The 14,926-nt window shown below is 37.9% G+C and carries 17 protein-coding genes and 2 tRNA genes; 8 read left to right on the forward strand and 11 right to left on the reverse strand.

Features of this window, described 5'->3' with window-relative positions; all coding sequences use genetic code 11:
* Window positions 1-761: 761 nt before the first annotated feature.
* The 4 genes from M2277_RS24675 to M2277_RS24690 all read right to left on the reverse strand — a co-directional run bounded on the left by M2277_RS24675 (window position 762) and on the right by M2277_RS24690 (window position 4,750).
* The gene (locus M2277_RS24675; RefSeq protein WP_280755807.1) at window positions 762-1,307 is read right to left on the reverse strand and encodes a hypothetical protein; all 546 of its coding nucleotides are present in this window, start codon (window positions 1,305-1,307) and stop codon (window positions 762-764) included.
* Between the two features lie 157 nt (window positions 1,308-1,464).
* Window positions 1,465-2,010, reverse strand: coding sequence for a stage V sporulation protein T (gene spoVT / locus M2277_RS24680; protein WP_280755808.1), 546 nt, complete (start codon window positions 2,008-2,010; stop codon window positions 1,465-1,467).
* A gap of 450 nt (window positions 2,011-2,460) precedes the next feature.
* Window positions 2,461-3,888: a DUF2828 family protein gene (locus M2277_RS24685; protein WP_280755809.1), complete on the reverse strand. Its 1,428-nt coding sequence runs from the start codon at window positions 3,886-3,888 to the stop codon at window positions 2,461-2,463.
* 343 nt (window positions 3,889-4,231) lie between these two features.
* A complete protein-coding gene (locus tag M2277_RS24690) occupies window positions 4,232-4,750 on the reverse strand; it encodes a hypothetical protein (protein ID WP_280755810.1) in 519 nt (172 codons plus the stop codon).
* Window positions 4,751-4,997: 247 nt separating this feature from the next.
* Here M2277_RS24690 and M2277_RS24695 point away from each other — a divergent pair, with 247 nt between their 5' ends.
* On the forward strand, window positions 4,998-5,747 hold the full coding sequence (locus M2277_RS24695) for a hypothetical protein (RefSeq protein ID WP_280755811.1): 750 nt from the start codon (window positions 4,998-5,000) through the stop codon (window positions 5,745-5,747).
* A gap of 122 nt (window positions 5,748-5,869) precedes the next feature.
* Here M2277_RS24695 and M2277_RS24700 read toward each other — a convergent pair whose 3' ends face one another.
* From M2277_RS24700 to M2277_RS24730, 7 genes are all read right to left on the reverse strand, one after another.
* Complete coding sequence (locus M2277_RS24700; protein WP_348537793.1) at window positions 5,870-6,787, reverse strand: DGQHR domain-containing protein; 918 nt, start codon at window positions 6,785-6,787, stop codon at window positions 5,870-5,872.
* Entirely contained in the window at window positions 6,784-7,068 is a 285-nt protein-coding gene (locus M2277_RS24705; RefSeq protein ID WP_280755812.1) for a hypothetical protein, read from the reverse strand. The genes M2277_RS24700 and M2277_RS24705 overlap by 4 nt, the downstream gene beginning before the upstream one ends.
* Window positions 7,069-7,143: 75 nt before the next feature.
* Window positions 7,144-8,187, reverse strand: coding sequence for a helix-turn-helix domain-containing protein (locus M2277_RS24710; protein ID WP_280755813.1), 1,044 nt, complete (start codon window positions 8,185-8,187; stop codon window positions 7,144-7,146).
* A 360-nt stretch (window positions 8,188-8,547) separates the two neighbouring features.
* Window positions 8,548-8,970: a MarR family winged helix-turn-helix transcriptional regulator gene (locus M2277_RS24715; protein WP_280755814.1), complete on the reverse strand. Its 423-nt coding sequence runs from the start codon at window positions 8,968-8,970 to the stop codon at window positions 8,548-8,550.
* 168 nt (window positions 8,971-9,138) lie between these two features.
* A complete protein-coding gene (locus M2277_RS24720; RefSeq protein ID WP_280755815.1) occupies window positions 9,139-10,173 on the reverse strand; it encodes a tyrosine-type recombinase/integrase in 1,035 nt (344 codons plus the stop codon).
* Between the two features lie 123 nt (window positions 10,174-10,296).
* Window positions 10,297-10,686, reverse strand: coding sequence for a hypothetical protein (locus M2277_RS24725; protein ID WP_280755816.1), 390 nt, complete (start codon window positions 10,684-10,686; stop codon window positions 10,297-10,299).
* Window positions 10,679-11,569 carry a ParM/StbA family protein gene (locus M2277_RS24730; protein WP_280755817.1) on the reverse strand — a complete coding sequence of 297 codons (891 nt, stop codon included), beginning with the start codon at window positions 11,567-11,569 and terminating at the stop codon, window positions 10,679-10,681. The genes M2277_RS24725 and M2277_RS24730 overlap by 8 nt, the downstream gene beginning before the upstream one ends.
* Window positions 11,570-11,849: 280 nt before the next feature.
* On the opposite strand from M2277_RS24730, the gene M2277_RS24735 reads away from it, so the two are divergent.
* From M2277_RS24735 to M2277_RS24765, 7 genes are all read left to right on the forward strand, one after another.
* Entirely contained in the window at window positions 11,850-12,407 is a 558-nt protein-coding gene (locus tag M2277_RS24735; RefSeq protein WP_280755818.1) for a hypothetical protein, read from the forward strand.
* 35 nt (window positions 12,408-12,442) lie between these two features.
* Window positions 12,443-12,787, forward strand: a complete 345-nt coding sequence (locus M2277_RS24740; RefSeq protein WP_280755819.1) for a hypothetical protein — start codon at window positions 12,443-12,445, stop codon at window positions 12,785-12,787.
* Window positions 12,788-12,801: 14 nt separating this feature from the next.
* Entirely contained in the window at window positions 12,802-13,077 is a 276-nt protein-coding gene (locus M2277_RS24745) for a hypothetical protein (RefSeq protein WP_280755820.1), read from the forward strand.
* Between the two features lie 42 nt (window positions 13,078-13,119).
* Entirely contained in the window at window positions 13,120-13,392 is a 273-nt protein-coding gene (locus M2277_RS24750; protein WP_280755821.1) for an HU family DNA-binding protein, read from the forward strand.
* A 17-nt stretch (window positions 13,393-13,409) separates the two neighbouring features.
* The gene (locus M2277_RS24755; RefSeq protein WP_280755822.1) at window positions 13,410-14,660 is read left to right on the forward strand and encodes a PhoH family protein; all 1,251 of its coding nucleotides are present in this window, start codon (window positions 13,410-13,412) and stop codon (window positions 14,658-14,660) included.
* Between the two features lie 36 nt (window positions 14,661-14,696).
* Window positions 14,697-14,770, forward strand: a tRNA-Trp gene (locus M2277_RS24760).
* Window positions 14,771-14,773: 3 nt separating this feature from the next.
* A tRNA-Asn gene (locus M2277_RS24765) sits at window positions 14,774-14,848 on the forward strand.
* Window positions 14,849-14,926: the final 78 nt, after the last annotated feature.

Below are 14,926 nucleotides of genomic sequence, written 5' to 3' on the forward strand. Positions count from 1 at the left end.
GATTACACTGTCGGCATGCTAGGTATAATAACGTATAGGAATTAAATGGATAATTTGTTGAGGGATGAATGATAGGTGAATACCATGGAATGGAGTGCGGCGCGGATGGACTGCTGTTAATTAATGCGATACGATTTCAGACCAAAAGTCAAGTAAAATATTCGAATCATACTCGGCTGCAAATGTCAAGAATTATTTTGGTGGGTGGGATCGTCAGGGCGTCCACTCTTCGAATGGGTCACATATACGCCGCATACGTTCGCCTGTGCGCTCTGTTCTTCTACTTCTTTCTATTATTGCCCTTGGTGCGATTTTCGGCCCTCTTGGTCGTGTGTGGTGGCCTTCTGGCGTGGTGTACTCTCGAATTAGTATTCGATGGTACCTATGGGGGGCGTGGTTTCTACTCGGATGAGAACACCTGTTTGCAGGTTTCGGCCTAGCACTCCCCAAGACAGACTATAAGTACTTTTTTCATCGTGTTCGTCATCGTGGAATAATGATGGCAGCCACATTAGCGGTCACTTCAGGCACACATAAAAGTGATTTAAATGTCAGTTAACGTTTGTTTTCTTCTTCCCAGGCTGATTCTACGACAACTAAAAAACACCCCAGTATTTGGAGTGTTTCTGTTACTCTAATTAAGTTTAATTCCCTTGTGGGGCAAGGAAACTAACGGTGTATCAACGAGACGCAATTATACTGGTCAATTTAACAGATTGATGTAATATATTTTGCTGTTAGCGTCTCTCAATAAAGCAAAGTTACAACCTAACAACGTATTGTTCATACTTTTTACTGCTAAGATTCAGGCTGAAATTGTGAGTGTTAACAGGTAGTTGGTCACTCGGAATCATCCAGTAGTAGAAATCAACTTCATTTCTGCTCTTCTGGTCTTTTCCAACGAAAATGACATAATCACAAATCTTGCTATAGTCAGTACCAACAACTTTTTTGGATAAAGCTGTCTCTCCCTCGCGGAGTTCACGATTGTTCATATTCCTAGTCATCTTAAACTTAAAAATCCCTACTTTGTGAGGAGAAGCAGTCTTCACAATAATCTTCATCCCATTCACTACTAACTGATGAAGGCTATCCGAATCGCTGACAATCTCAGCATCTAAACCTTCTTTAATTAGACTGTTGGCAATCCTGAGACAAATATCTTTAAACGAACCAGGGGGAGCAGCCATACTAGATTTTCTGACTGTTTTCACCTTATGCTCTGTGACTCCCAACTTAGCCATTATATATTGTGTCGTCTTCCCTTGCTCAACTAGCTTGATTATCTTTTTATCAATCTGATCCATTGTCGATTCCCCTTGGATGTTTTATCTGTAGAACATTATAACATCTTTATATGGGTCATGGACAATAGATATTGCTGGCTCAAGGTTTTTGTGTACGAGCCTATCTCATATATTAGTTCTCGGAAGGACTTTCATTTGTGGATCTGATTTAATTTTACTAGTCGGCAGATAGGTGTTTGGACAAGAACGTAGCTGCTGTCTCTGCCATAGTCTTTTCAAATCCACTCATTACGTACTTCGGGTCTGGGTTAATCATTGTAATTGTTCCCACTGGATCACCACCTGCAACAATAGGTGCAACTACAAGTGAATGGAATTCTTCTTTTTGATTCTTAGCGATCTCATAGAATCCACCTTTAGGCTGATACAGAGTACGTCTGTCTTCCATGACATCCTCTAAGGTCGCGCTGATTTGTTTATTGAGGTATTGTGCCTTTGGTACACCGGCCAATGCAATAATCTCATCTTTGTCAGAGATAATCGTAATGTGGCCTGCACTCTCATGCATAGATTCAACAATTTCCTTGGCTACATTAGTCATTTCACCAATTGGAGAATACTTTTTCAGCACTACTTCCCCGTTGCGATCAACAAAGATTTCTAATGGATCTCCTTCACGCATTCTCAGCGTCCTACGAATCTCCTTTGGGATTACAACTCGTCCTAGTTCATCGATTCTACGTACAATACCTGTTGCCTTCATTGTTAATTCCCCCAGTTGTGTGGTTTGTTTTGTGGTTTTGTTTTTTAGTAGAAAGAAGTAGGTAAACAACATTAACCATTTTACCAGCATGTGAAAGCAATTTTAGGCCATAACCGTGCAAAGATATTTTATATTGCATTTTTGGTCAATTAAAAGACGCAATCATGAAGGAAAAGTTGCGGTCTAATGTTGTTTTGTCCTTTTACGAGCGCCTTTGTTGTTGTGCTTTTTGCTTCTACTTCCTGGTGAAAATTTTGTAAGAGAATATTCTGCAAACTTTCGCAAATAAACATTTTTGTACAAAATGTGTTCGCTTTATATTCCTTACGGCCTAATTTTATCCTACTTTTTGGGCATAAACAACCATTATATTCTTAAATTTGAGAAAACTCAATGGCATTTATGCCCACACTTTAAATGTAAGACCTTACCTATTACTGTAAAGTATGCCTAGATGATTGGCTCATATCTCTCGCTCATTAATATTTCATTCATTAATTCCGTAGGAGATAGGAATTCATCTTTCATCAGGCTTTTGAATAGGCTAGGACTGCATCCACTTACCAGCTGGACATCTCCGTTATGGATCGTAGCCGGGTAAGCTTCAGTCTTGGCATCAACATTCCAGAACACAAGTTTCGGTAATTCGTATCCAGCAGCCGCATACTTTGACTTCAAATATTCGAACAAGAAGTCATCTACCGAACCATCAGCAACATCAAATTGCATGTCAGATATGATGTATAGCTTCTCTATCATCTGATCTTTGGGAACGTTATTCTTTATTGCCGTATTTAGTATAACACAGAACACCTGTTCGATGTTAGTATTATATCCCCATTTTGCTCTTTGAATATTCATAATTTTTTCAGACACTGTTCTTCCTGTTACTTGTACCAATTCCGGCTTTTGACTGAAAGTGATAAAGTGATTATGGAAGTGTCCTTTGTTGCGTTCAGCCAAGTACAATCCGATAGATACAGCTACTTCCATTGGAAGACCACTCATACTGCCTGATACATCGACAACAGCCATTGAGTTCTCTTCTTTCCCAACATAGTCGGGGAGATTGTCCCACATAAGGTCGATTGTTTGGTCCCGTTCTCCACGAAATACTTTGTGGACAATCTCATACGGGAATATCGCTTTAGTATTTATCGATGCATTACCGTTTGCAACAGAATCAATAAAATCCTGGTATCTATCTCCGTCATTCTTTCTAAAAGCATTTCTATACACCAATGATGCTTTAGAGGGTACGCCTGGGTAATTAATTTCATCCCATTCGCTTGCTGACATCTTCCTCTCAACGACATCAATTTGATTTCTCAAGTTGGAGAGAGTTTTTCGGTATTCCTTTGATTGCATCTTCAAGCCTTTTCTTGTCTTCTTGGCAAGCAGCTTGCTCATTTCAGAAGATGTATTCTCCGACTTCAACCATTTTGCCATGAGCGATGGTTTCTCTGTGCCAAGATCCTTCTTAAGTTGATCCGCAATCACTCTTATTGCTTCGGTTTCAAGTTTGGTTCCAAAGAGAACGTATAAGTCATCCCATCTACCGTAAACAGGAATTAATTCAACCAATTCTTTTATTCGATTAGGATAATGATTCGCAAGATATCGTAAGATCACTCTGAAAGTATTTCTCTCTCCTTGACCTTCACGAATATCTCTGAAGTAGAACAGCATTTTAAGAGCCAAAGACTCATCTTCTGCGTATGCCCTGGAGAACAAGCGAAGAATATCTTCTTCCTGCCTATCCCTCATCGCGCCACCTTGAGCAAAGAAATCTAATAGATTACTTTGAGTTGTTGAATGTGCTTTAGCACCGTTTAATGTGTTGGTTATGTTCATTTCATTTTTAAGGTGATACAACATTCTTCACTTGTCCTCCTTTTGGTTATGTAACAAGACACCATCATACATAATACTATTGCTCTACCAGCTGAGCTACGCCTACTCAATTGTAGACGGTAGGATTCGAACCTACGACCTATAGTTTCCCAATTAAGTTGTTTGCTGCAAGTGTCTTTAAACAGGACGCATATATTCTTTTCCGCTAAAAGGTTTGTGTGATTGCTGTTAGCGTCCTTACAAGTTATATATTACACTATACTATTTTACATTTCATTAGTAGATTGAAGGGAATCGAGGGAAATAAAACCAACCCATATATTGTATTTAAAATAGAATAAAAAAATGACCCTATTTCAAGGGACATTTAGAATTTAATATCTATATCATAAACCGGGAATACTTCGGGATTACGTTTCCCTAAGTATTTGTTAGCTTTCACTCCCCGTTTAGCGTTCTTCCGTCCATATTGGATATTTGGAGAAATGCTAGGGATGTTAATGTTATTGATCCAGTCGCCTTTGTAGATATCGTCATCCCCCCAAAAACCTATGAAGGGAACAAAATGCATTCTACGGGCAAGCTGTGTAGTTCTGGCTGTGTCGCAACCCACAATTTGAACTGACTGCATTTTTTTCGATTTTGCCAACTCGATCAATAAAGAAATAACCTTTTCATCTGATTCAGCATCCTGATTTAAGGCCATACCCTCAATCATGATCTTATCAATGAATATTCTAACTACTAGCAGAGTAACATTGCTATCCTTTGATACAAAGCTTAATTTCTTTCCATTCTCGTTTATGTATATTTCTTCGTTACAGAACTGTTCAAGGGTATCCTTTAAAGGTTTGAGATCAAGTATGGATATAATCGACTTTGCCATATACACATCCCCATTATTTAATGATGAAAGCAAAGATATAACCAATAGGGGCTACTATATGGTTATCTCTGATATAATAACACCTTGCGGTGGTATTACCTACGATGTTAGCTTTATATCGCTAATCAATTAAATCAGATTTTCGTGACATATGCAAGTCAGGTCAAATATTTCCATTTAATTCTTTGGGTTTGAAACATATAATAGTCTCAGAGTCAGAAATCATGGTTTTTTTAGGAGATAAAGCGTGAACACTATTATTTATATGCCGAATGAAGTATTTGAGGATTTCAGGGCTGCCATTCAACCCTCCAGACACATAGCTTTCTCTTATTGTTATTACTATTACTGCAGCTACCTTTATAGGTATTGCAAGTATGTTACTCCTCAAAATGGCAGAGTGACACAGAAGGATATTAAAAAGGCTTTAGGGTACTCGGCTAATAACCTAACCGTAGACTACATTATTAAGAAAAACGGGGTCCTGGATCAGATAGGTTACACCGAAACAGTTAGCGACTACCCATTGTTATGGTCCTTCGAGGAAAGCGGCGGCGAACTAGAGTTTTATACTATTGACGATCTGAAAGGCAATCCAAGTTACACCGATATAAATAGTCGCAACTATAAGATTAAGTATCCTATTAAAGCATTTAAGAGGAATAAAAACGATAGCTTTAATACCGGTACATTCTTCGATATTGCAAACACACATGGTATCGAATTCCCCATTTTTCAGAGTATCATTAACAACCGGCTACTAGGCTCCGTTGGCATGTACTTATATGCTTACCTAAAATATAAGATTACTGTACACAACGGAAGCTACCAGGCTTCTCAGTTTATGCTACATGATGCAACAGGAGTTGGTACAACAACACTGAAGCTAATACTGAAACGATTAGAAGCAGAAGGATTAATATACATTACGCATAAAAACTTTGATTTGAACTCTGAAGAACGACAAGGGAATATATATCAGTTGAATAAAAACTAAAAAACCATGATAAACGTCCATATAGTAATATAAAGAATAATTATTAATACTTAGATTAATATTATTTATTAGTAATACTATATATTATTATATGGACAGAAATCATGGTTTTTTAGTTTTTATTAAAAGTTAACTGAATCCCTTTTCTCAAGGTAGTTTTGCTCAATATCGCTCATAATTGTATTAGCAATTTCTCGATAAGCCTTAGTGCTGCTAGCTCTTGATGCTTCTCCTCCGTTGATCCCTTTTCCAGTTCGTTTGCTTCTCCAAACTACCTCAGCGTCCCTCACTCCATAACCAGTGTACTCTTTAAGGAATTTCGCAATATTTTCTGGTGAAAGATCCCCTTGCTTTTCACGCTTAATTAAGCATTCCTCAAGTATAAATGGAGCGACCATATTCCATACTCTTGCCCCAACGTTCTTTTGGATATACCAATTGTTTTTGTCTTTTAAGTCCCTTGGGAAGCATCCTGGAAGTGTTAACGAAATTGCTGTCCAATAATTATTTACGAGTTTTGCTAGTTTTTTGCCTGCCTGCTCTTCGTTAGTAGAATCCATCCATATCTTTCTCACAAATGCGATTGAATTTAGGAACGGACTTAAGGAATTGACAAAAGCTGTAGCATTTATAAGGCCATCTTTATTTTTCAAAGAGAAATTGATTGTATTATGCCAAACTGACTCCTTATCCTTGTTCAACTCCATTGCAATGTTAAGAGCAACCAATTTCCATTGTTCTTTTTTGGTTAATCTAGCGCTTTCTTTTAGGTTATTCCAATCATTCAGTAGCTGAAGGGCAAGATCAGTGCTAACCTTTTTCCCTGTGGTGTTAATTTCATAAAAGGTGCGTATCTCATCAAGCCGATCATCGTTAATCATTAAAACAAATGGAAACTGGAAGTCTTCCAACTCTTTTGCTTTTAAGTCTTGAATTGAGTATTCTGCCCCTAGAACACGATGCTGACCATCGACAATCTTCAGTTTATGACCAGCAGGTATTGTAACCTCAACTTGGTTGATGTCAATTCTATGGCTTATTTTAACTGTATTCTTATCAGTTCGTCTTGTTTATTATTCGCGCTAAGTGTAATTGAAGTAGGCAGCTTAGCAGTTGTATCTTCCTTAAGCTTGCGACCGATGCTCGTATAGTGGGATTTTATTGGTGGTCTTTGGCATCCCTGTTCTTCAACTGGCTTTCCAAGTACCCACTCATCTACTTCATAGACTTGGATCAAATCTTTAGCGGATATCGAACCAGTAACTAACATTTCTTTTCTTTGGAAACACGGCACACCCGTTATAGTGATATTTCTAGACATGTAATCTTTAAACACTCCTTTAGTTTCATTTTGTTCTACTATTTTACAAGATTTGAACACAAAACACGAATTTTATTACCTACTGGAATAATATAGCATGGATGCTTCTTCGAATGTAATACCATGCGCTTCTGAGATATTACATATAATTTTTCTAGCATGTTTGGTTATAAAAGGTTTATGACCTGGATATACTGGTTTTATAGACTTCTTCCTAACGTTGGACTTATAGAAATGTTCTTCGTAAGATTCAGGATCATTTAGTGCAAGATGACTTTCGAATTCTCTAAAATGATTTCTAAGAACCCCATAGTAAAATGCTATGAGAGATTTTCCTTGCATTTTCCCACTCTTATAAAGCTTAAATGTGGTTTTCCAAGCGAATTCAACAATTTCAGCTATAACAAATTTGGCACGACACTCTCTAGCACAGATAATAGATCGATCCCACAACTCATGGAGCGTATCAGTATCAAGACTAGTACCAATCGCTTTTTTGAAAAATTCAGGTATAAGTGACTCTATGAATTGTTTTCCTTTTTCAGAAAATTTGAGATTCTTAGAGTCATGAATTCCCGTCTCAACGTTATTAATTCTTTGATCTTTATTATTAGTTAATTCAGCTAAAACCAAGTTACAAGAGCTATGTGGTTTTTCAGAAGTTTGAAAATCCCTTGCCACACTAGGGTTGACCGGCATTTCTTCAGGCGTTTCCAATGCGACATTTGATGGGACTTCTAATGAGACTTCTGATGCGTCATCATCATGATTATCTTGGTAAGGCTCAATAACAATAAGGTATCTTCTTCCACCCAAACCAGCATCATAAACCTTTTTTATAATTCCACTACTTACCAATGCATTGATACTTCTTTCAACTGTCTTCCGACTAACTTCCAGTAGATCAGCTATAGTCTGTACCTTCATCCATGACACACCTATAACGCCGTCAGCGGACTTTCTAGCAATTAGCTTTAATACTTCACGGCTTAATTTTGGTAATAACAGGCCTTGTGTGGACAGAAAAAGGCGCACTGAATCGTTCATAGCTGATTTGCTATCAAACGATTGGTACGCCTTAAAAAGCTTACAGAAGTGTCTGTAAACAAAGTTAGACATACCTTTCCCTCCAAGTATACAGGACAAAAGGGCCGCTGCTTACAAGAAAAACGAGACAAAGGGGTGTTGTCTTAACTTTTAAAATACAAACCTTCGTTTATTTGGGTATTTCGAATTACTTTATACCGTCCGTTGATTGTTATTTTTTTCTATCTTTTTTTAAGGCAATAGGAAATATGCCTTGCATCAACGTGATTTTTTCGATATAATACAAGTAATTAAGTATCCCAAACAAAAAACTGCTCGGAAGGCAATTGTTTGTGGGTGGAAGGTTATGTATTAAGTTGTTTTGTTTTTCTTGATCAGCGCTCAACCATTGGGGAATGGTTGGGCCATTTTTTTATCCATTTATAGTTTTATTTAAAATGCCATTGCGAGTTGTTGTACTGCTGGCGCATCTTCGAATACGCTATCGAATGTGATATCAAATGAGCCACTTTCTATTTTTCTTAATATTGGGCTAAAGTCTAGCGTTCTCAGATGGTAACCATTTACTTTGTCTTTTGTTACAATGACTAATCCTTTTTCTTCTAGCGAATTAAGCCATCTTACAATGCTGACTTGCTTGCAATCTAGGAAACGGGTTATCATATCAGCAGTAATTGGAACGTCTCCTTTGGAGCGATATGCAAATAAACATGAGATCAACGTCCACTCCCCATGTTCAATACCAATATGTCTTATATAAAATACAACATCAGATAAAATACTAAAATCATTCTTCGAATCATCGCCCCAAGTAGGTACAAATCCGATTGGCGGTCTACCGGCTGATTTAACCATAATATTAAATCTCACCATCTTTCTTTATCGTCTTGCTAAGAAATATACTATATTAATCTATTCTTGTAAATACCTCTGTTGTGGATAAGTACCAATTTTTTTGAGAAAGTTATCCACAAAAAAACGCCTTGTACCGGTTAATCCGACACAATGGCGTTTTTTGTTTTATTACAAGTGTTTTTGGATTTCCAAATGAACGCTGCGGCTACACTTTTCGAGGATTTCTAAAATCTTATCTTCCCCTAGGCCTTTCAGCTGCGAAACCACATCCGTCTTCTTGCCGATTTGAAGGTTAGGATAGTCACTGTATTTATCCTTTATCTTAGCATAGGTATTAATCGCCGTCCTAGGGTCCTTATGGTTGCCCTGGCGTTGGATCTTTATAACATCGCCATTTGTTATTATGGCTACTTCAGTAACGCCGAATTTCTTAAAGCTGTGGAAAACATACCTTCCTTCGCCTTCGCTATTCTTAATCCCTAGTGCCGCTCTGATCCGATCCATCATCTTTTGTATGGTTTTAGGCTGGATCTTAAATATGAGGTCATCAGGGCCACCGTAGATCGCTTTAAGGGCCATGATCTGTTCATACAGCTCATCTGGTATCGGCATCCTGTTCTCCGTATTACGTTTACCCACCTTCTTCGGAAATCCTATTGTCCAAACACCATCGATCTCTTTCAGACCGCTGTATTTTAGGCTTAGTAGCTCATTCTTTCGGAAGCTTGTGTAACATGCAGTAAGAATCAAAGCGACCTTCATATCGCCCTTCTCGGTGGGCTTGACAGTATTAATAGCTACTTCGACCTGTTCATAGTTGAACGCTTCATATTCGATTGTATCATTGTCGATTTTTGAAAGAGAAGTAAAAGCAACTGTTTTGACAGGAATTTCTACTGAAGCAAGATAATTATACAGCATCTTTAGAGCACTGGTGAATTTCTGAATAGCTGAGCTTCCTTTTTTCTCTACGTTTTGTAAGTAAAGCCGGTATTGCTCAATGACCTCTTTGTTTATAGATTGCAAATCATCCAAAGTAATAAATTCTAAAGCTCTATTTCGTACCTTTTGAAAGAAGTTTCTGATCTCACGCTCATATTCAACTCTTGTTTTCACATTACGAATGGTATTGAAGTATGTATTAATTGAATTGAAGTATTGGTTGTCATGAATTTCGATCAAATTACTAACACTGTTCATCATTGCTATCCCCTTCAGTAGTATCTAATATTATTAGGTGGTATACTCTCTAATATTATTCTATGTTATACCCCCATCGAAGTCAATAGAAACATAAAAAAAGTACCCCATTATGGGGTACTTTTTTTATTTAACCATGCTTGAGTGATTACTTACTGAACGCATTGCTGATGGCTTAGGTTTTACCTCTTTGTTTTCCGATCCGTCTACAGGTTGTTGGAGTGTCGGCTTGACAGAAGGAATCGCATAGGAAGTATTGCTAACGTTGGTAGAGCGGCTTAGTGGCTGTGTGTCACCCTCCTCGTACCTAGCCCATAGTATCTGTTTAATTAACCCCCCAAAGCTACTATGCTCTAATAGAGCAGCCCTGAGAAGGGACAGTTGATGAGGGTCCTTTTTATTAAACGCTACTGTCTGATTGATGTAACTGCTTTTACTACTCTCAATTAATGATTGGATATATGCGTCCACATTCCCTTCAGTTATAACGCCGAAATCAGTTTTTTTATTAGCCAAGATCGAATCCCACCTCGGAAGCCCAAGTATACATACCATTTACCTGAATTTCCTGCGCGTTTTCAACAACTGTCGAGTTAGGGAAGTGGGTCATTATAGCAGATACGATTTCAGCGTCCATTGCACCGCCACCAATCAAGTTAACATGATCTTCAGTTTTCCAACCTCTTTGAGACAATTTACCTTTGATTGCATGGGCATACTGTCTTGGGTCCTCGATTTCATGCTTTTGAAGGCCCAATTGAATCGTGCCAGACTCGCTATCGATGCTATAAAATTCTTCTGTTTCAGGGTTGTAATATGTAGTAGCAAAATTAACAGTTCGAGAACCTAAATCAAGCCATCTGACTTTACCTGCTGGTTCGTTCACCCAAAATGCGTTAAAAGCTTCGGCAGCCACAGCAGTCTCTACAATTGTAAAAGTTTTACGCTCTCCGTTAATTGTCAGGTTGTGCTTTCCATTAAGTAACTTCTTTATCTCTGAGATTTCTTTATCATCGTTATGATCATCAATTGGGACACTCGTGATAACATAGTTCTCTTCATAACCATACTGATGACATGCTATTAATACGGAAAGAACAAAGTATTCATCAGTTTTGGTATTCACATATCCTTCGAGTGGGATTGCGTTGGTCTCTCTGATCGGCAAATGACCTGCGTAATAATGCTCATCATTTTTGTCATGCCAAACAATAGAGAAATCTTTATCTGTCATGAAGTCTTGTCCAATCTTCATTTTAAAGCCGTAGCATTTGTCGCTGTGGAACGTAAAGTTGCCATTCGCTGTTTTAACCTTGGAAAACTTACCCCCGTTATCTATTGCAACAATTCCTCGTGTCGCTGCGTTCGCTTTCCTAGAAAGCTGTTTTTGTAACGTCATTTACTAATTCCTCCCATGGTATAAGTTAACACTTGTTGAAACTAGTATAACACACATTACTAAGGTTAGGAAGGGGCCTAAGTAAAATATTCCTTACCTTCCTAATATATTACTTACTCAACCCGGGTATGAGTAAGTAATATATTCCTAACCTTAGTAATAATCAACTTACATAGTTCCTAACCTTAGTAATATATTACTTAGTGTCGAAAACTAGAAATATATTACAGAGACTAATGATATGAAAAATAGTATAATGATATATGGAGGTGGACAGATTTTGGGTTCCGTTCAAATTGATATTTACAAATCTGAAAGAGAGTTCAGTGATCTGAATTTATCAGACCAAAACATAATCAAATACCTAATCACTTATAGAGATAAGGTTGATATATATTACGGCGCTGAAAAGGATGTTCACTATAACAATGCAGGGAACGTCAAACGTTTAAACCAAGAGCTAGTCCATTTATATGCTGCGTTAGATGAATTAATTGAGTTATGTAAATTCAATGGCAGTCAAAGACAGCTGATCCATTTGGTTAGCATTGGCTATACTTTCAAAGATATTGAAGAAGTACATGGTGAATTGAAGGCACAGAGTATTGAAAGGAAATTTAATACTATCTGTAAGAAAATCGCTGAGATGAATATGGATGTGTGGAAAGTGTGGGTCCATAAAAATCGTTTGGGTACAAGTACTAAAGTGTGTAGCTGTTGCGGAAGAGAGTTGCCGCAGCTTTGGAGTTTCTTTGGAACAGATGCAAGAAATGCTGACGGATTCAAGGCGATTTGCAAGAAATGTGACAGTTACACGAAAAAACAGCTAAAAACATAGGTTTATATTTACTTACTAAGTGAGGGATTCTTTAAGTGAAAATTATTTTGCCTGATGGCGAAAAAAAGAATCTTGACGAAGCTTTAGATTACGAAAACCGTATTAAAGTGGTAGAAGAGATTTTGTTGAAGTGGAATGATCATTACCGAGAGACATGGGAAATGAACAAGACAAAAGTTGCCCTAGAAGTCTTGTCAAATTACATCTGTATGGTCAAGGAATTAGACGATAAGCATAAAGAGGATAAATACGTCATGTCTAATACTAAAATGAAGAAACTTAGACGTGGTGATAGTAAAAACACACCGTTCTCAAGCTTATCAAAAGAGGATCAAAGATTACTTGGCACATTAAACTCAGATGAAGAAGACGATTGGTAGGAAAGATAATGAAGATGAAATTTGAAAAGCTACAGGAAATTGTAAGACTATATCCTAACGCTGTTAAACAATGGTGCATTGTTGATATTGAGAATTACTTTGTATTCGAAGGAGAGAAGTATTGCATCGATGAGCGGTTAGAATCATATAAGGTATCTAATACGCCAAGCGATACAGACGACTGGACCAACGAATCAGAAATGGATTCCATTCTGTGTGTAAAAGAAGGGGAAACGCTAAGGTTCTTTGACCAAAACGTTGAACCAATCTTATCAGAATTCATCTACTAATGCAATATAAAATAGAATCACGGAATGAAAGGGAGATTTGAAATGAATAAAGCTGATTTGGTTAATGAAATTGCACAAAGATACGAGATGACTAAAAAAGACGCCACGGAAGCAGTCAACGTTGTTTTCGATACTATCTATGATGCACTGGTGAATGGCGAGGACGTAAAAGTGAATGGGTTCGGAACGTTTGAAATCCGTAAACGCGCAGCCCGTAACGGACGTAATCCCCAAACAGGCGAAGAAATGTTGATTCCTGCGAGTAATACAGTCGGTTTGAAACCTGCCAAGGCGCTCAAAGAAGACATCAACTAATAGTAAGGGGACTCCCGATGAACCAATCCTATGTAGTAGATACGAATGTCTTACTTGATGATGTTGATAGGCTCATCGACTTCAACATTGTGATCTCAGCTCATGTAATTCGTGAGCTTGAGAACCACAAGAAAAAGGGTGGGGAGCTTGCTTATAAAGCAAGGAAGGCAACTCGATATATTAATCGTTATCGTGATTCTTTGGTATTTGATCTGAATGATTACGAAGGTTTTATCGGCAAGGACTTCGATGTAGGTTATGTAGACAATAAACTTATTGATTGTTGCATGCAGAATGGTTACGGATTAATCACAAAGGATCTACTGCTTAAGTTTAAAGCTGAAGGGTTCAAGATACCTGTCATTGATTTTGACACTGAAGACACGGTTGATGACTCTTATACAGGGACGAGAGACTTGTACCTTGATATGAATTCAGTTGAAGACCAGCAAATTCTTTCTGATCTTTTCACCAAATCAGATAACTTTCTAGGCCTTAGAAAGAACGAATATTTGATTGTCTGGGATAAGAATTCACCTACTCTAGATGAACATGGCAATATCACAGGATACAAAATGATTGATAAATGTCATTTCAAATGGGACGGAGAAGCACTAGCTAAAGTCAAATGGAAGAAAATATCTAGTAAATTCATGGGTGAAATTAAGCCTTTGAATCAGAAGCAAGAGTTGCTGTTCGATATGTTGCAGGATAAGGATACTATGGTGAAAGCTTGCTTCGGGAAGTTTGGCACCGGCAAGGATTTCTGTATGTTATCACATGCGATTCACATGATAGAAACACAGAAATTTGAAAAGCTTGTCTTTGTTCGAAACGTTGTCGAGCTTGAGGATTCTGGTGAAATTGGTTTTCTTCCAGGCGATAACTTTGATAAGTTGATACCGTATGCAATGCCTATTGCGGATCATCTTGGCGGCATCGAAGGGCTAAGAATGTTCGTTGAAAAGGGCTTGATTGAATTACAACATCTTGGAACAATTCGTGGTCGGGACATTAAGAATTCGATTATATATGTAACTGAAGTTCAAAACAATACCCGAAACCATATTAAATTGCTTCTAGGCCGTGTCGGTGAAGGATCGCAGCTATGGCTAAACGGTGACTTAAAGCAAATTGATAAGGAATCATTTATCCATAAGAATGGTGTCAAAGCGTTATCTGTGTTAGGCGGCAATCCACTTTATGGGCAAGTTGTTCTAGATAAGACTGAAAGAAGTAAGACTGCTGAGTTAGCAGAGTTGATTTAATTCCAAGGCTCACGCTTAGTGCGTGGGCTTTTTGATATGGGTTTAGTGTAGTGGTAACACGGCAAGTTCCAACCTTGCAATCTAGGGTTCGATTCCTTAAACCTGTGCCATAAAGGGTTGTAGTTCAATGGTAGAACGGCGCACTGTTAATGCGTATGTTCCAGGTTCGAATCCTGGCTTCCCTGCCATGTAAGGTGTAGCTGATCGGCAGTCAATAGAGTTCAAGACTCTCACCTTGCAGGATTGATTTAGAGTTCGTGTTGGCT

The sequence above is a fragment of the Paenibacillus sp. LBL genome, from assembly GCF_029893715.1.
GTDB lineage: Bacteria > Bacillota > Bacilli > Paenibacillales > Paenibacillaceae > Paenibacillus_AQ > Paenibacillus_AQ glucanolyticus.